The organism is Pontiella sulfatireligans (assembly GCF_900890705.1).
Taxonomy (GTDB): Bacteria; Verrucomicrobiota; Kiritimatiellia; order Kiritimatiellales; family Pontiellaceae; genus Pontiella; species Pontiella sulfatireligans.
The window spans coordinates 2376044-2391806 of the sequence record NZ_CAAHFH010000002.1 but is presented as its reverse complement, the minus strand read 5'-3'; the positions used below and the strand labels follow the sequence as shown (position 1 = coordinate 2391806).

17 protein-coding genes are annotated in these 15763 nt (G+C 58.3%); 11 read left to right on the top strand and 6 right to left on the bottom strand.

Annotation, left to right across the window (positions count from 1 at the left end):
• Window positions 1–2 precede the first annotated feature (2 nt).
• From SCARR_RS22760 to SCARR_RS22745, 4 genes are read right to left on the bottom strand one after another with little or no spacing between them, the layout of a single operon-like run.
• Window positions 3–1802 carry a hypothetical protein gene (locus SCARR_RS22760; RefSeq protein WP_136063997.1) on the bottom strand — a complete coding sequence of 600 codons (1800 nt, stop codon included), beginning with the start codon at window positions 1800–1802 and terminating at the stop codon, window positions 3–5.
• Between the two features lie 5 nt (window positions 1803–1807).
• Window positions 1808–4621 (bottom strand): DEAD/DEAH box helicase, encoded by a 2814-nt coding sequence (locus tag SCARR_RS22755; RefSeq protein ID WP_136063995.1) that lies wholly within the window; start codon window positions 4619–4621, stop codon window positions 1808–1810.
• Window positions 4614–5411 carry a pyrroline-5-carboxylate reductase gene (gene proC / locus SCARR_RS22750; protein WP_136063993.1) on the bottom strand — a complete coding sequence of 266 codons (798 nt, stop codon included), beginning with the start codon at window positions 5409–5411 and terminating at the stop codon, window positions 4614–4616. The genes SCARR_RS22755 and proC overlap by 8 nt, the downstream gene beginning before the upstream one ends.
• 52 nt (window positions 5412–5463) lie before the next feature.
• On the bottom strand, window positions 5464–6141 hold the full coding sequence (locus SCARR_RS22745; RefSeq protein WP_136063991.1) for a YggS family pyridoxal phosphate-dependent enzyme: 678 nt from the start codon (window positions 6139–6141) through the stop codon (window positions 5464–5466).
• Between the two features lie 57 nt (window positions 6142–6198).
• On the opposite strand from SCARR_RS22745, the gene SCARR_RS22740 reads away from it, so the two are divergent.
• From SCARR_RS22740 to SCARR_RS22720, 5 genes are read left to right on the top strand one after another with little or no spacing between them, the layout of a single operon-like run.
• Window positions 6199–6960 carry a hypothetical protein gene (locus tag SCARR_RS22740; RefSeq protein WP_136063989.1) on the top strand — a complete coding sequence of 254 codons (762 nt, stop codon included), beginning with the start codon at window positions 6199–6201 and terminating at the stop codon, window positions 6958–6960.
• Window positions 6961–7012: 52 nt separating this feature from the next.
• Entirely contained in the window at window positions 7013–7393 is a 381-nt protein-coding gene (locus tag SCARR_RS22735; RefSeq protein WP_136063987.1) for a hypothetical protein, read from the top strand.
• Complete coding sequence (gene yidD / locus SCARR_RS22730) at window positions 7374–8225, top strand: membrane protein insertion efficiency factor YidD (protein WP_136063985.1); 852 nt, start codon at window positions 7374–7376, stop codon at window positions 8223–8225. Before SCARR_RS22735 ends, yidD begins: the two co-directional genes overlap by 20 nt.
• Window positions 8222–9091 (top strand): class III extradiol ring-cleavage dioxygenase family protein, encoded by an 870-nt coding sequence (locus SCARR_RS22725; protein WP_136063983.1) that lies wholly within the window; start codon window positions 8222–8224, stop codon window positions 9089–9091. Before yidD ends, SCARR_RS22725 begins: the two co-directional genes overlap by 4 nt.
• On the top strand, window positions 9091–9831 hold the full coding sequence (locus SCARR_RS22720) for a DUF3108 domain-containing protein (protein ID WP_136063980.1): 741 nt from the start codon (window positions 9091–9093) through the stop codon (window positions 9829–9831). The genes SCARR_RS22725 and SCARR_RS22720 overlap by 1 nt, the downstream gene beginning before the upstream one ends.
• 31 nt (window positions 9832–9862) lie before the next feature.
• Here SCARR_RS22720 and SCARR_RS22715 read toward each other — a convergent pair whose 3' ends face one another.
• Window positions 9863–10069, bottom strand: a complete 207-nt coding sequence (locus SCARR_RS22715) for a hypothetical protein (protein ID WP_136063978.1) — start codon at window positions 10067–10069, stop codon at window positions 9863–9865.
• 129 nt (window positions 10070–10198) lie between these two features.
• Here SCARR_RS22715 and SCARR_RS22710 point away from each other — a divergent pair, with 129 nt between their 5' ends.
• The 5 genes from SCARR_RS22710 to SCARR_RS22690 all read left to right on the top strand — a co-directional run bounded on the left by SCARR_RS22710 (window position 10199) and on the right by SCARR_RS22690 (window position 13262).
• On the top strand, window positions 10199–10774 hold the full coding sequence (locus SCARR_RS22710) for an LA_2272 family surface repeat-containing protein (protein ID WP_136063976.1): 576 nt from the start codon (window positions 10199–10201) through the stop codon (window positions 10772–10774).
• A gap of 137 nt (window positions 10775–10911) precedes the next feature.
• Window positions 10912–11886: a CsgG/HfaB family protein gene (locus SCARR_RS22705; protein ID WP_222846415.1), complete on the top strand. Its 975-nt coding sequence runs from the start codon at window positions 10912–10914 to the stop codon at window positions 11884–11886.
• Window positions 11887–11889: 3 nt separating this feature from the next.
• Window positions 11890–12204 (top strand): hypothetical protein, encoded by a 315-nt coding sequence (locus tag SCARR_RS22700; RefSeq protein WP_136063975.1) that lies wholly within the window; start codon window positions 11890–11892, stop codon window positions 12202–12204.
• 9 nt (window positions 12205–12213) lie between these two features.
• Window positions 12214–12597 carry a DUF4810 domain-containing protein gene (locus tag SCARR_RS22695; protein WP_136063973.1) on the top strand — a complete coding sequence of 128 codons (384 nt, stop codon included), beginning with the start codon at window positions 12214–12216 and terminating at the stop codon, window positions 12595–12597.
• Entirely contained in the window at window positions 12594–13262 is a 669-nt protein-coding gene (locus SCARR_RS22690; RefSeq protein ID WP_136063961.1) for a DUF799 domain-containing protein, read from the top strand. Before SCARR_RS22695 ends, SCARR_RS22690 begins: the two co-directional genes overlap by 4 nt.
• Before the next feature lie 79 nt (window positions 13263–13341).
• Here the strand turns inward: SCARR_RS22690 and holA are convergent, their stop codons facing one another.
• Window positions 13342–14436: a DNA polymerase III subunit delta gene (gene holA, locus SCARR_RS22685; RefSeq protein WP_136063959.1), complete on the bottom strand. Its 1095-nt coding sequence runs from the start codon at window positions 14434–14436 to the stop codon at window positions 13342–13344.
• Window positions 14437–14538: 102 nt separating this feature from the next.
• Here holA and SCARR_RS22680 point away from each other — a divergent pair, with 102 nt between their 5' ends.
• A complete protein-coding gene (locus tag SCARR_RS22680) occupies window positions 14539–15756 on the top strand; it encodes an exonuclease SbcCD subunit D C-terminal domain-containing protein (RefSeq protein WP_136063957.1) in 1218 nt (405 codons plus the stop codon).
• Window positions 15757–15763 lie beyond the last annotated feature (7 nt).

The window sequence follows — 15763 nt, the reverse complement described above, 5'->3', positions numbered from 1 at the left end:
AATCAGCGCATCAGATAACCCAACGCGGCCAAGCGCCGTGCAATGGATGCCGCATCGGCCTTCTCGATCGCCACCCGCGTGCCTTCAACCTTGAGCGCTTTTTCGCGCAGCACCGCATCGGAAAGAAACAGGCGGCGCAGCTCAGGATTGTCGGCGAGCTCGTAGACGGTATAGCGCGTTTTCGGAGTGAGGGCGACCGCTGATTTTTTAGTGTCTTCGAGGAACTGCTCCCAGAATTCCGGCAGGTTGCGAACGATCTGCGCCTTGAACTTTTCAATCCGCTTCTGCACATCGCCCCCGGAAGAGCAGCCGCGCATCAGGGTTTGGCGGGTCATGCGGTAGCAGCCGTCGGAGATCTTTTCCATGAATTCGAGCAGCGACATCTCGGTGATGGGGTCGATGTGGCGGCAAATGGCGGTGAGGCGCTGCGGGTTGAGCAGGATTTCGGCGCGCTGCCGTTGGGATGCCTTCAGCTCAACCTCGTCGGTTTGCCCCAGCGCATAGGCCCCCAGCGGGGTCAAGCGTACGGCGGCGAGGCCGTCGTACGGCGTTAGGAAGACTTCCGACTTGCGTTGCCAGCCCGGATGGCGAGGCAAGGCATAGGCAATCTCGGCCAGGCCGAGGGCCGCCAGCAGAAATGCACTGCCCTGAACCATCGGAACAACGACCAGCAACCAGCCATTGGTAGAATCAACGTCGATCCGCCCGATGCTGTAATAGTCTTTCCGAATGGGTTCGATGCTGACTTGGCAGCGATGACGGGGAGCAGGATCCACATCGATTTCGCGATAGTTCACATAGTTTTCGAGATTCTCGAAGGAGACCCATTGATCGACGGACAGCGCGGCAAAAACGGCCTTCAGCCGGGCCGTGGCGGCTTTGTCGCAGCTGTACGGACTGCCGCTCAGGTGGGTGAGCACATATTCAAAGAACCAATCCGGATGCTTGAAAAGTTCGGTGGCCAAAGGCCGCAGCATCCGGGCCGGATCGGGCGGGTCTTCGAGCATGGCCTGCCGCAGCGAGGAGCCGGTAGATGCCACAATATTGACCAGCAGCTCGTGGCGCAGCAACGGCAGCTTGGCCGAGGATTTTTCGGCCGGGAAAAACTCGCCGCCGCCGGTGAGCCGGGCCAATGCGCGGATGCAGGGCTTTTTGATGGCCTCGTTTTTGGTGTATTCCAGATGACCGCGATCGATATAGTCGGCCACCACCCGCAGGTCCTCGCCGAGCGTTTCATCGCACCGGAAAGTGCGGGTGCCTTCCGGCGGGGCATCGAACGGTTCGAGGTTGTACCCGGCCGGTTTCGGCATATGCTTCCGGAACAGGCTGCGCACCGCCGGGGGCAGCCGCAGGGCGGTTCTGCGATCCGACGAATAATATTTTTCACTCTCATGGTCAGCGACCACCCACCACATTTCGGGCTTACGGGTGATCTCGATCCGTTCACGGTCATAATGGCGCTTTCGCGCAAGGGTTTTCCGGTTGAGCACTTCAACCCCGAGCTGTTTCTCGACCTTTTCCGCCCAATGGTCCCCACCCCATGCGAGCAGCTCAATCACCGCATAAAGGTCGGGAGGCATCGCTTTGAACAAGCGCTGCATGGTCTCCTCCGAGACAAACACCTCGTTGAGCTTCTCGATCAACTCGGCCTTCTTCTCCCTTTTGTCCGGCCGGGTTTGCTGAAGGGCGGGATAAACCTGTTGGCACGCAATGCCCCAAAGCTCCTCGGCGGTGTAGAATTTTACCAGCACTTCGTCGAGCGGCTTACTAAAAGCGTTCTTGTTGCTGTAATGAAGTTCCATGCGGGCTAGGCTCCAAGCAAGTGGTCGATATCTTCTTCGGAAAGGGATTTGAGCGTCGCGCCGTCGCTGGAGACCACCAGATCCACCAGCTCCTTCTTGTGCTGCTGGAGCTTCATGATTTTTTCCTCGATCGAGTTCGCCGCAATCAGGCGGTAGGTAAAGACCGTCTTTTTCTGGCCGATGCGGTGGGTGCGGTCCACCGCCTGCGTTTCGGCGGAGGTGTTCCACCAGGGATCGAGAATAAAGACGGTGTCGGCCGCCGTGAGGTTCAGGCCGACGCCGCCGGTCTTGAGCGTCATGACGAACACCTTCAGCTGCGGGTCGTTCTGGAAGCGCTCGACCAGCTGCGCCCGGTTGGACGTGGCACCGGTCATCGAAACATGTTCGATCCCCAGCTCGTTCAGCAGGGAACCGACCTGCTCGACCCCGGCGAGGAAGTTGGTGAAGACTAAACACTTGCGGTTGTTCTCGACCGCCTCCTGCAACGCGCCCGCCAACAGTTCGCGCTTGGCGGACACAATGGCGCCGTCGCTTTTCGACTCGGGCACCGTCGCGATCTGGCGGAGTTCAAGCAGGGCTTCGAGCACGGCAAAGCGGCTTTTGGCCAGCCCGTTGCGTTCGATTTCGCCCTTGATCAGCGCCTGATAGAAACACCGCCGCGCTTCATACAGCGTGCGCTGCTCCTCGCCCATCTCCACAAACAGCACCTGCTCCACCTTGGCCGGAAGATCCTTGAGCACGTCGCTTTTGAGGCGCCGCAGGATGAAGGGCTTGATCTTGCGGCGCAACTCGCGCGCGACATCCTTGTCGCCGGTGCGCTGGATCGGAGCCACATAGTCGCGCTCAAACTCCGCGCCGGAGCCGAACATGGACGGATTCAAGAAACGGAACAACGTGTAGAGCTCGCCGAGGTTGTTTTCAATGGGCGTGCCGGAGAGCGCCAGGCGAAATTCGCAGCGCAGCGCCAGCGCCGCTTTGGCCGTCTGGGTGTTCAGGTTTTTGATCGCCTGCGATTCGTCCAGCACCACCGCATGAAACTCCGTTTCGGCGAACGCCTCGATGTCGGCCCGGAGCGTGCCGTAGGTGGTCAGCACCAGCTGGTTCGCAAGCGTCTTGTCCAGCGCACGGTTCGGCCCGTAATGAATGCAGCTCGTCAGCTCGGGAGCAAAGCGCTCGAGCTCGCGCTGCCAGTTGAACAGCAGGCTGCGGGGCATCACCAGCAGCGACGGCTTCTTTTCCGCGGGATAAATCCGCGTCAGCAGAGCAATGGCCTGAATGGTCTTGCCCAGCCCCATGTCGTCGGCGAGGCAGCCGCCGAGGCGGTGCTGGTGCAGATAGTCGAGCCATTTCACCCCGGCGGTCTGGTACCGGCGCAACGTGCCCGAAAAACGCGGCAGCTGAAGCCGCTTTTTGCCGAGGGTGTTGAAGCCGCGGAACACCTCGCGCGAATCCGGCAGCTTTGACCGGCTCGCCCCTTCCTCCATCAGCTCCTCGATGAGGGGCAGATCGAAGAAGGAGATGCGCACCCCGTTTTTTTGTTTTTTAAACAGCCGGTCGAGCCGCTCCATATAGCGCTGGTCGAGCACGGCGTGGGAGCCGTCGGCCAGCGCAATGTATTTTTGCTTGCGGTACTGCTGCAGCGCATCGAACAGCGAAAAGCGCTCGCCTTCGAGCTCCAGCGCGGCATCGCCTTCGAGAAAGTCGATGCCGTGGTCGAGCCGCACATCGAGTTTCGGCTCCACGTGCCGAATGCGGTAGGCTTTCAGCTTTTCAGCGCCGAATAGATCGAATTCGCTCATGATCTCGGCCAGATGCTCGCGCAGGAACACCGAAGCCAGATCCGGGCCGAGAATCAGCCCCTCTTCATCGTCCACCAGATAGGCCTCGGGCGAGCCGGCGCTCCGGGCCAGCTTTTTCAATAGTTGCAACAGCGAGGCCCGGGCTTTGAGCACATCGCCGTAGAGCACATCCCGCACCCGGATCAAGCCCTCCATGTCGTCGGCAAAGGCCACGCGGCCGAGGTCGTAGTCGCGCGCAAACTCGATCGGGAAACCGGGGATCGCCTGCACAATGTCCAGATGCAGCGCCGCGTTTTCATCCACCTGCTGGAACACCAGCGTGGCCTTGGCCGGCAGCGGGTCGCCCGGACAGACGGAATAGTTGCCGCAAACAAGGTCCACCGAGGAACAGGCGGAGAAGAAAAGGGTGAGATATTCATTCAGCTGGGTCGCCGGAACCGAATCAGAAAAGAGGCCCAGCGTACGGAACCCCATGCCAAGCGGCTGGATGCCGTAGATGGTTCGGTCGGCCATCAGATGCGACTCCGCAACCAGCCGCAGCTGCTCCAGCGCCGTCGTGGAACCGTCCGCATGGCGCAGCCGGAAATAACCCGTGGCCCAGTCGGCATCGTCCAGATCCACCACCAGCTGCAGCCGCGCCGGGTCCGGGTGGAAAACCAACGGCTTCATATCCGCATCCACCACCTTTCCTGAACGCGCCAGCATCCAGACGAGGTGGCTGTGCTCGTGGAGCAAAATGCCGGAACGGTCGAATTCTTCCTCGCCCCATACCCGGCCGGCATCCCAGCTCCACCGAACCTCGCCGAACGCTTTCAGAATCTCCCGTTCAATGCCGCTGAATGCGCGGTAATCCGCGTCCAGATCGGCGCCCTTTTTATCGACTACGCGCAAGCTGAAGCCGGCAGCGCCTTCCAAAACCTGGAAAAAAACCGGCGTCTGCACCTGAGGCTTTCCGTCGCCAAACGAAGCGGCATTGCGCAGGGCCTCGAATAAATGAATTCGATTTGCACCGCTAGCCATTGGCCAGTTCCTTGGAGCGCGCCTGCGCAGCCAGCAAGGCCGCAATCACGGAATCTTTCACGCCCCGCTCTTCCAAGGTATTAATCCCTGCCGCCGTGGTACCGCCTTTGGAGGTTACCTTCCGGCGCAGCTCGGCGGCCTCTTCGCCGCTTTCTTGCATGAGTTTAGCGGCTCCGATCACCGTTGCCAAAGCCAGCTCCCGCGAGATGCCTTTTTCCAGCCCCATCGCATCCGCCGCTTCGAGCATGCTTTCGAGCAGATAGAAGACATAGGCCGGCCCGCTGCCGCTGAGCGCGGTTACGGCGTCGATCTCCTCTTCTTTAACAATCTTGGCCACACCAACCGCTCCGAGCAGTTTGCAGGCAAGTTCCAGGTCGGCTTCGGTGGCAAACTCGCCGGCGGCAATTCCGGCGGCGCCCTCGCCGACGAGCGAAGGCGTGTTGGGCATCACCCGCACCACGCGCACCGGCTTGCCGCTGGCAATCTTGGCCGACGGGATGCCGGCCATAATGCTGACCACCAAGGCATCGGGTTTGAGCGAGGCTTCGATTTCCGGCCAAACCGCCGGAAAAATCTGCGGTTTTACGGAAAGCACCACCACATCGGCATCTGCCACCGCCCCGGCATTGTTGGCCGAGGTGCGCACGCCATATCCCGACTCAAAGTGCTCCAGACGCGTCTCGGAAATATCGGTTACACAGACATCTTCAACCTGAACAACCTCGTTCCCGACAATCCCTGCAACAATGGCTTCCGCCATATTGCCCGCTCCGATAAATGTAATTTTCATAGTTCCCTAGTTTTAGGTTTTAAGTGGTTAAGTTTTAAGTCAGCCCTAATGCCTAGCCTCTTGCACCAAACAGGTCGGTTCCGATGCGCACCCAGGTACTGCCCTCTTCAATCGCCACTTCAAGGTCGTGCGACATGCCCATGGACAGTTCAGGCAGCGGTGTTCCGGTTTCTTCCTGCAACTGGTCGCGCAGCTTCCGCAGGGCGGAAAAATGGACGCGTGTTTTTTCGGGGTCGGGCGAAAACGGCGGAATGGTCATGAGGCCGTGCACCTCGATCTTCTGCATTTGGTTGGCCGCTTCGATGACGCCGGCCACCTCTTCCGGCTTCATGCCGAACTTGGCGGCCTCGCCAGAAACATTGACCTGCAGCAGAACCGGGAGCGCGGTTCCGGCGTGGCTCTCCAGTGCTTGGAGCAGCTTGAGCGAATCGACCGAATGCACCATCTGGAAATAATGCGCCGCCACCTTGGCCTTGTTGGACTGCAGGTGCCCGATCAGATGCCATTCCAATCCAGCTGGGCACATCGGAATTTTGGACTGAGCCTCCTGCACTTTGTTTTCACCAAACAGGCGGAGCCCGCAGGCCGCCGCTTCGCGCACGGCTTCGGGCGGCTTGGTCTTTGAAACCGCCAGCAAACGGACACTGTCCCGCGGACGGCCCGCCTTTTCGCAGGCGGAGGCAATACGTTGTTCAACACGGTTGAGGCGATCGGCAAAAGTTCGGCACATAATCAGATTCCATAGTTCGGCTTGAACACATACCCGCATTCCGGCTAGGGTTAAAGTATGAAAACTACCAAACTATTCATCCCTGCCCTGGCGCTCCTTTTGCTGGCCCTCTCCGCATCCGCCGGAGTGGAGGTCGACCGCCTGCTGGCGGAATACAGCAAGATCGAAACCGTTACCTGCCAAATCCGCCGCACTAAGGAGGGCGCCGCCGGAAAGATTAAATTCCTAAGCCGCGTCTACTGGACCAGCGAGGGCCAGCTGCACGCCGAGGGCATTTCGCCCATCAAGCGCCGCACCATCGCCAACGGAACGCGTCTCTGGCAATATACCGAAAGCAGCCCGAAAGGCTTTTCCCGCCCGATCGATAAACTTTCCAAGCAGATGCAGATCTCGCTGCGGATGGTGCCCGGCACCGCAATGGATAATCTCTTGCATCTTGTCGGCCACGACGAAACTGCGTTGCCGGCGGAAGGCGACGCCGTCAAGCGGATTGGAATCGCAACCGACAAACGCTATGCCGTGCTGATGCTCGATGCCCAGAACCGCCTGTTCGGCATTAAATTCTATCCGACGCCGGAAATGGCCCAACTCATTGCCGAGTATGAATACAGCGACTTCACCGAGCCGGTTCCCGGCGTCTGGGTGCCCCTTACCCACCAAGCCTCCATACAAACCGACAACGTGGGCTTTAAGGAAACGGTCAAGGTGGATCGTTTCATCGCCAACAAACCCGTTGCCGAATCCTTGTTCATTGAATCCAGTTTCTTCGACAAGAACATTGACTTTGTCGACGATTTCGCAAAAATTTCAACCGAGTAGAATCACAGGTCAGAGCAAAGTAGTCTTTAAACTACAATCAAAGGAGATACGTATGAAAAGAATCATCGCAGGATTGCTGGTAACAGCCTTCATGTTGGCGTCCACTGCCACGACGCAAGCTGAAGCGGCTAAAGATGACGGGGGCGGGCTGAAGGGCTTCCTCACCGGATGTTGCCTTGGTACACGTGCAGCAGCCGATTACAACACCGACGGCATCGGGGATCGGGACTTTGTTCCGTGGTTCTTCGTTGGCTGCTGCTTGGGTGGCAGAACACAGATCGCCTACACCGACGGCAAGACGGTCCACTGGCGGGAGTGGGGACGTTTGATCCCTTATGCGGGCATCGTGTTCGCAGTTTGGGATGGTGTTGACGGCGCGGGTGGCGAAACCACTGCAGACTTCGTAGAAAAGTATGGTTCGACCTATTATTAATCGGTCAACTATTCTGAGAAACAAGAACATTCTGGCGATCTCCATCACCGGAATGTTCTTTTTTTCTGCTTATGGCCAGACGGGCAGCCTAGAGCTGGCCACCGGCCTGCTGGAACAGCAGGAGTGGGAGCTGTGCCGTCGGGAATGCAAACGCGCTCTTCTCTCCGGCACCGGCCCGACCGAGCAGTTCCAGTTGATTGGGGCTTTAGCTTCCAACGGCGAAGGAATGGATCCGGCGCTGATCGCTCCCCAATTCCAACTGATCATCGCCACAAACAACACCCCGGAGGTTTCGGCCATCGCCTCCTACAAACTGGGCCGCCTACACTGGCAGACCGATCAGCCCAAGGCCGCACTCGACGCCTTTGCCTTTTCCTTCCAAACCACCACCAACAAGGAGCTGTTCCTTCATTCGGCCTGCTCCATGTTCCTGCTTTTCGGAGATCATCGCAGTCTCAAGAAGAACAACAAGGATCTCATTAGCCAAATCAATACGTCTCGATCCCAATGGTATAGAGCGCTCTTTAATGACTGCGCCAAACCAGTTCCCCATGCAACCCAGCCGCAGAAACCGAACTGGGTCATCCGCTTCTACCGCAGCCAGATCAGTCCCGCCATCGGCAGTCGCTGCGTCCTTGAGCCCAGTTGCTCTGAATACTTCCATCAGGCCTATTGCAAACACGGCGCGGCCTCCATCCCCATGATTGCCGACCGCCTGTGCCGCGAACCGAACGTAAGCCACGAAAAGAAGGATCCCGTCGTCATGCCCTCCGGCCAGATCCGCTATGGCGACCCCCTCGAAAACCATGATTTCTGGATGAAGAAACAATGAATAAAAAACACCTGCTTTTACCCCTCATTGGCACCCTGTTGGCTTCTGCCGCGGCGGACGGGCCGACCTTCCGGCTGGCCCAAGAGCTGCTCAATGAAAAAAGCTACGACCTCTCCGCCGTCGAATTCCGGCGCTTCGCTATGGAAACCGAACAACCAGCCGAGCAGGCCGCCGCCTATCTCTATTCCAGCTATGCCTATCTCCAGTCCGGCGAATCCGGCAACGCGGGCGAAATGCTCGACCGCGCCGAAGACACCGGCGGCGGCGCGCCATACCAGACCGAACACTCGCTGCTCAGCGCCGAAACCGCCCAAAGCAAACACGACAACGGCGCCGCATTCTATTTCTACGACCTGCTTGCCGAACCGGACCAAGCCGAAGACGTGCAGACCTTCGCCCGGAGACGGGCCGCCGCCCTCCATCTAAACGCCGGCAACATCGCCGCCTCCCGGCTTCAGCTCGAACGCTCCCCCGCCGATGAAACCCGCTCGCTCCAAGCTCTGGAAGTCTATGCCAACGGTAAAGACAAAAGCCCGGTGACCGGCGGACTGTGGGGCCTCATTCCCGGTGCCGGCTACTGGTATTCCGGCGAGATCGCCAACGGCTTCCGCAACCTGATCCTCAACAGCCTCTTCATTTTCGGCATGGTGCACACGGCATCCGAAGACCAGTGGGGCGCATTTGCCGCAATCAGCTTTTTTGAGATCACGTGGTATTCCGGAAGCATCTACGGGGGCGTCGATTCCGCCCAACGCTATAACAAGGACCGGCTCAACACCGCCAGCCAGGCCATTGAATCAGATATGTCCTACCGGCCCGAACCCGAAATTGTTGTGCCCATTTTCAAACTAAATATTGAGTTCTGATGAGCCGCTTTTTTTCAATCATTGGAAGCCTGCTAATCGCGGTTGCTGCGACGGCTGAATACCGCTTCCCCGTCGGCGAGCGCATCACTTACTCCATCCACTGGGGCCTTATCTCCTGCGGCACCTCCACCATCAGCTGCGACGAAGTTGAGCTCGACGGCCGGCAGCTCATCCGCATCCGCATCACCGCAAAAAGCAATTGGCTCGTCTCCAACCTCTACCCTGTCAACGACAGGGTTGACTGCTTCATCGATCCCGTAACCAAACTTTCCGTCCGGCTCGAAAAAAACACTTCGGAAGGCGGCTTTAAGTGCAAGGACATCCTCTGCATCGACCGCGAGAGCAACACGGCAAACTGGATCAGCGAAAGTGTCGGCATCACCACAAACTATCCCGTTGCCGCCAGAGCCTGCGATGCCGTCTCGTTCCTCTATGCCTTCCGCTACCACGAATTCGCCGCCGATGAAGCGCGCGAGTTTAATATTGCGGTTGACGCCGCGCTCCACGGCATCACCATCACTGCAGGGAAGGCCGCCGGAAAGAAAGTTGGGGAAGAGGGCGAGGCCTCTTGCCGTAAATATACCGTGACCCCGAAACGCGACGACCTCTTTGTGCGAAAGATTCCACGGGGCATCTGGCTGACCGAGGACAAACGCAAGATTCTGGTGCGGATGGACATCAAGGTTCCTGTCGGCAAAGTGCGCATCGTACTCGATAAATACATTCCGCCGACGGAGTAAGCCCGACCCGCAACTGCACATCTTCCAAAGGTTAGAACTCATCGGGGGCGCAGCGCTTGACCAGCAGGGTTTCGAGCAGCGGCACGAGAGGGATGAAGTCTCCGAAAACCATCTGTTCGTGAGTATCGACCACCCGAATTTCGGACGAAGCAGGGCACGCCCCGGTGCGGAAGCGATGCATTTTGCACGGGTCATCACCCTCCTTTTCCTCAATCAATAGGGCGTCATTCAAACACATTTACCGCCTCTAAAATAAAACATCTTTCGCATTGAACCCCATATAGCACCTAATCAATACTAGATGATGAAATTGAGGGGGGCGATCCCCAGCAGGTTTAAATAATAATTAGGAATAGGAGAAGAGAGTATGAAGAAAATTCTTATCATGGCCGCATGCAGCGCAATTGCCGTAGGAGTTCTTGCTGAAACCAAACCGTTCCAAGCCAGCTTGACGCCGGATATTGCCATCCAATCCAAAGACACGCGCATCGATGGCGTTGCGCTGAGCATCTGGGGCGAAAACCCGCAGTCTGCGTTTGCACTCGGCTTCGTGAATGGATCGACCGGCGACAGCAAAGGATTTTCTTTGGGACTGCTGAACTATTCCGAAGACTACACCGGCGTGCAATGGGGCATTGTGAACTACTCCACCGGCGAGTTTACCGGCTGGCAAAACGGTTTCGTAAACTATGCGGAAAACATGACCGGTCTCCAATCAGCATTCGTCAACTACGCCGAACAAGTTAAGGGCGTACAGTTCGGAGCCGTCAACGTTGCCATGCAAATGACGGGTCTGCAATTCGGATGGGTCAACTATGCTGAAAAAGTAGATTCCGGCGTACAGATTGGCCTCGTCAACATTATCAAGCAAAACGAATGGTTCACAAACTTCCCGGATGAACTGGCGAAAGGCATGGTTATCCTCAACTGGCGCTTCAACTAGACCGAAGCCGCAGTTCACAACAAACCGCACGGCATCTGATGCCTTGCGGTTTTTTTATGCTTACCGCAACGCCCGCCCCTGCCTTGACTTCGTTTTGGGATGTCCTACACTCCCCTTTGTAAACAGAGAGGTTCCCATTGAAAAACAAACTGCTTCAAGTTTTCGCCCCAATCGCCTGTACGGCCCTGCTCTTTGGGTGCGCCACCAGAGATGGCCAGCCCCAAGTCAAGGATTCCAGCGTTTCGCGCCAGGCCCAGCAGGAAGCCCAGCAGCGTCAGGCCCTTCCCGCCAAGCCCCGCTTTAAGCGCAAGGTGGCCATCGGCCGCTTCAGCAACGAAACCCGCTACGGACGCTCGCTGCTGCGCGACGACGACAACGATCCGCTCGGCAAGCAAGTGTCCGACATCCTCGCCGGACGGCTGGTGGAATCGGACCGCTTCCTGGTCTTTGAACGCCCGGACATCAACAAGCTTAAGGCCGAAAGCGCCCTGACCGGGCAAGCGCTCGACATTATCGGCGTGGACACCATGATCTTTGGCTCGCTCACCGAATTCGGCCACTCCACCACCGGCAAAAAAGGATTCCTCAGCGCCACGAAAAAGCAAACGGCTGAAGCGACGGTAGAGCTGCGGCTGGTGGACGTGAAGACCGGGCATGTGTTCTTTACGGCGAAGGGCTCCGGCACGGCGACGCTTGAAGCGGGGCAGATTGCCGGCTACGGAAGCAAAGCCAACTATGACGCGACGCTCAACGACAAAGCCATAGACGCCGCGGTTTCCGACCTGCTGAACACGCTGATCCGCAAGCTCGAAGAGCGCGCATGGCGGACCGACATCCTGAAAATCGACAACAGGCAGGCCTTCATCAGCGGCGGCGTGCACCAAGGCATCAAGGCCGGGGACGTGTTTGCCGTCATGAGCAAAGGCGAGCCGGTGAAGAGCAAGCAGTCCGGCTTCAACATCGAGCTGCCCGCCACTAAGGTCGGAACAATTGAAGTGCTCTCGACGTTCGGCAGCAGCGAAGCCAACGAAGGGGCGGTTGCAAAAATCGTGGAAGGCTCCTTTGCTGGAAGCCCGCTGGAAAGCCTGTTTGTGGCAGAGGCTGGAGAATAAATCATGAAACATCTATTTACAGGTTTAGTCGTGTTGTTAGCCGTGCTGACGCAGGGGTGCACCTATCCCGAACCAGCCCAAATCGAACAAAAAGACAGCCGGCCCGCCATCGGCGTGGCGGGCGCTCCATGGGGGTCGGTCTTGTATGTGGACGGCCTGGAAATGGGCAAGGCCCGCAAGTACGACGGCGTGGACGACGTCATGCTGGTCGAAAGCGGCATGCACCTGATCGAAGTGAAGTCGTCCCGTGGCGAAACGGTCTTTTCCGAAAAGGTCTTTCTCGGCCACGGCGTCACCAAAGTGTTCACGATCAAATAAAGGTTCCCGATGCCGCTTCGCTTTCTTTCATTGCTCCTGCTTCTCGGCCTGCTGTCGGGGTGCACCTCGCGCTCGTTGTATGAATGGGGGGACTACGACCAATGGCTGTATGAAAACTACAAGAATCCGAAGAACGACGAGGAGCTGTACGTCGATCTGACGGCCTTGATCGCCCGCTACGAAAACCGCGGCAAGCCGGAGATAAAGCCTTTGGCCCCCGGCCTCTATGCTGAGTTCGGGTTTCTGCTGATGCGCCGCGGCGAAAGCGCGCGCGCCATTGAATACTACACCAAGGAAAAAACGCTTTGGCCGGAATCCGCCGCCTTCATGGACAGCATGATCCAAACCGCCCAGATTGCGGACAAGTCCGCAAAGAAAGGAGCCCGGCCATGACGAAACGGCATCATGCATTGATTGCGCTAGCCGCAGTTGCCCTGCTGTCCGGATGCGCCACGGCTCCGAAAGGCCGGAACTATGCCGCGTACAGGGCGGCCGATCCCCGCTCAATCCTGATCGTGCCGGTGGTCAACAACAGCGTCGACGTCGATGCCTCCGACTACTTTCTCTCGGCCATCTCGCAGCCGGTGGCCGAACGCGGCTACTATGTCTTCCCCGTGAATATGGTCAAACGCGTCATGGAGGAGGACGGCCTGGCCGATTCCGACATGGTGCATGCCGCCGATCCCACGCGGCTCGCCAGTCTTTTCGGCGCCGACGCGGTAATGTATATATCCATCGAGCGGTGGGACGCCCGCTATGCCGTTCTCTCCACCACGGTAACGGTTGAGCTCGACTATGTCCTCAAAGACGGCCACACCGGTAAAAAGCTTTGGAACTCGCATCAAAACATTGTCTATCAGCCGCAAGGCAACTCGTCGGGCAACATCATTGCAGACCTAATCGTTTCTGCAGTAAAGGCCGCCGCCACCAAAGCCAAGCCCAACTATATGCCGCTGGCCCGACAGGCCAACGGCAACGCCGTTGCCAGAACCCATTACGGACTTCCGGCCGGACCGTACCGGATCAAGGAATACAAGCAGGACATGGAGCAGTTCTAAAACGTGGCGGCGGATTCCGATCCGGCGGCCCCGCTCCAGCAAAGGCACCGGATCGGAATCCGGCGCCACGGCAAGCATGCTACCGCCGGCGCTTCGGTGCGCAGATTTTAGCCAGCAGGGTTTCGAACATTAGTTCGTGCGGGATCGAGCCGCCGGAAACCATTTTCTCGTGTGTATCAACCACCAGTGTTTTGCGGGCGGCTAAAGCGCGGACCGTGTAGGGCGCGGCATGGTTGGCAATCTTCGAGGCGCGGAACCAGTGCATCTTGCGCGGATCCTCTGGCATTTCCGAAAAATAATCCTCGATTTCCTGATCATTGCTCCATTGAATGCGGTTGCCGTTCATGCGCAGCCAGCCCGCTTCCATATATTCGCGAAAGCGCAGCAGGTTTTGAAACAGGCTTTCAAGCTGGATGATCAGCCCAATCGCCGTCTGCTTCTGGAACAACAGCTGCCGGAAAATACGGATCGCATCGGCCAGCCGGCGCTCGGCCACCGCATCGGTGAAGTCCCACGCAATCGCCTCCCCCGAAGTTGAAGTGATCAGCTGGACGTCGGCAAGCGTAATGTTTTTGTCCGCGCCCTTAAAGAGCACCATTTTCTCGACCTCGTTCATGATCTGGCGCGTCTCGAAACCGGTTTTGTTGATAAAGGCGTCCGTTGCGGCGGAATCAATGGAAAGTCCCTCGCGCTTAAAAAGGGACGCCGCGCGCTTAATTGCGACGGGCCGCGCCTCGTAGTCGCGCTCCGGAATATCGTATTCCGAAATCTCGCCGCACTCTTTGACCGCCTTGTAAAAGGCCGACCGCTTATCGACGCCCGGCGCCGACATGATCAAAAACTGGTCTTCGGCCAAGCCGGCCTTGATATCGGAAGCCAGCTCGCCGAGCAGCCGCTTAACATCCGCATTCTTCATGATCACCGCATTCTTTAGAAACGAGACGTCTCGGAACCAAACCACCTTTTTCCCGCCAAACAGGCCGACGGTGCGGAAACCCGCCACGCACTGGTCGACCGCGGCCACAGCATCGTCGATCTTCGCCGCGGTTCCATCGATCACCTCCAGCGTAAGCGACTGCTCCGCCGCCGGGCAGATTTGATCCACCCTCTTGCGGGCGTTCAGCCCTACTAGATATTCATCGTTGCCACAAAAAAGATATACGTTGTTCGCCATGAGTTTCTTCCTGTTCGAATCGTTGGAAGATATGATTTAATCCGTTCGTTTGAAACCGAAAACATGAAGCGCGTTTCGGTACGGCCCGCAAAGGACTCACTCATGAAGATACTGCACACCTCGGACTGGCACTTGGGACGCTCCCTCTACGGACGGGCGCGCTACGCTGAGTTCGGGGCATTCCTAGACTGGCTGGCGGAACACATCGAACAGCACCACATCGACATCCTGCTGGTTGCCGGCGACATTTTCGACACCACCGCACCCAGCAACCGCGCCCAAAACCTCTACTATTCCTTCCTCACCCGCGTCGCTCAATCCACCGCGTGCCGCCACATCATCGTCATTGGCGGCAACCACGACTCCCCATCCTTTCTCGATGCGCCCAAAACCATGTTGCGCGCGCTCAACATCCATGTGGTCGGCACCATGGCCGAGGACGAACTGCTCATCTGCCAAAACCAAGAAGGCGTGCCAGAAGCCATCGTCTGCGCCGTCCCCTATTTACGCGACCGCGACATTCGCCAATCCGAAACCGGTGAATCGATGGACGACAAGCGTGCCAAACTGGCCGAAGGCTACCGCGCCCACTACCACGGAATCGGCAAACGGGCCGAAGCGGAGCGCAGCGAGCAGAAGATTCCAATCATTGGAATGGGGCATTGTTTCGCCGCTGGCGGCACCACCGTGGCCGACGACGGCGTGCGCGACCTCAATGTTGGATCGCTCGACCATGTGGAGGCCTCCGCATTTCCCGCCTGCTTCGACTATCTTGCCCTCGGCCATCTGCATGTGCCCCAAAAAATCGCGGGCTCCGAAACCATGCGCTATTGCGGCTCGCCCATTCCCATGGGCTTCGGCGAAGCCAACCAGCAAAAGATCGTCCTCGAAATCACCTTCGCCGGTCGCGCGCCGCAGATTGAAGAGATCCCCATTCCCTGCTTCCAGCCCCTCCGCCGCGTGTCGGGCGGGATCGACGACACCCTCGCCGCGCTCAAACAGCTCAAGCTCGAAGGCTCCAACGCCTGGGTTGAAGTGGAATACACCGCCGCCGAACTCATCCCCGACCTGCGCGAACAGGTCGAAGCGGCCATCGAAGGCACCTCCCTCGAAATCCGCCGCATCAAGAACAAGCGCGTCATGGACCGCGTCCTCCAACGGATCGATACCGCCGAAACCCTCGACGACCTCGAACCGGCCGATGTCTTCGCCCGCTGCCTCGAAGAATACGAAGTTCCCGCCGAGCAGCGCGCCGCCCTCACCGCCAGCTACACCGAAATCCTCCAAACCCTCCACGAAGCCGATGCGAAAGCGGAATAAGAAGGAG

Coding starts and splice junctions, on each gene's coding strand:
- yidD (WP_136063985.1), top strand. CDS start 7,374: ATGGTTCGACCTATTATTAATCGGTCAACTATTCTGAGAAACAAGAAC.
- SCARR_RS22735 (WP_136063987.1), top strand. CDS start 7,013: ATGAAAAGAATCATCGCAGGATTGCTGGTAACAGCCTTCATGTTGGCG.
- SCARR_RS22695 (WP_136063973.1), top strand. CDS start 12,214: ATGCCGCTTCGCTTTCTTTCATTGCTCCTGCTTCTCGGCCTGCTGTCG.
- SCARR_RS22715 (WP_136063978.1), bottom strand. CDS start 10,069: ATGTGTTTGAATGACGCCCTATTGATTGAGGAAAAGGAGGGTGATGAC.
- SCARR_RS22680 (WP_136063957.1), top strand. CDS start 14,539: ATGAAGATACTGCACACCTCGGACTGGCACTTGGGACGCTCCCTCTAC.
- SCARR_RS22720 (WP_136063980.1), top strand. CDS start 9,091: ATGAGCCGCTTTTTTTCAATCATTGGAAGCCTGCTAATCGCGGTTGCT.
- SCARR_RS22710 (WP_136063976.1), top strand. CDS start 10,199: ATGAAGAAAATTCTTATCATGGCCGCATGCAGCGCAATTGCCGTAGGA.
- SCARR_RS22740 (WP_136063989.1), top strand. CDS start 6,199: ATGAAAACTACCAAACTATTCATCCCTGCCCTGGCGCTCCTTTTGCTG.
- SCARR_RS22690 (WP_136063961.1), top strand. CDS start 12,594: ATGACGAAACGGCATCATGCATTGATTGCGCTAGCCGCAGTTGCCCTG.
- SCARR_RS22700 (WP_136063975.1), top strand. CDS start 11,890: ATGAAACATCTATTTACAGGTTTAGTCGTGTTGTTAGCCGTGCTGACG.
- SCARR_RS22755 (WP_136063995.1), bottom strand. CDS start 4,621: ATGGCTAGCGGTGCAAATCGAATTCATTTATTCGAGGCCCTGCGCAAT.
- proC (WP_136063993.1), bottom strand. CDS start 5,411: ATGAAAATTACATTTATCGGAGCGGGCAATATGGCGGAAGCCATTGTT.
- holA (WP_136063959.1), bottom strand. CDS start 14,436: ATGGCGAACAACGTATATCTTTTTTGTGGCAACGATGAATATCTAGTA.
- SCARR_RS22745 (WP_136063991.1), bottom strand. CDS start 6,141: ATGTGCCGAACTTTTGCCGATCGCCTCAACCGTGTTGAACAACGTATT.
- SCARR_RS22725 (WP_136063983.1), top strand. CDS start 8,222: ATGAATAAAAAACACCTGCTTTTACCCCTCATTGGCACCCTGTTGGCT.
- SCARR_RS22760 (WP_136063997.1), bottom strand. CDS start 1,802: ATGGAACTTCATTACAGCAACAAGAACGCTTTTAGTAAGCCGCTCGAC.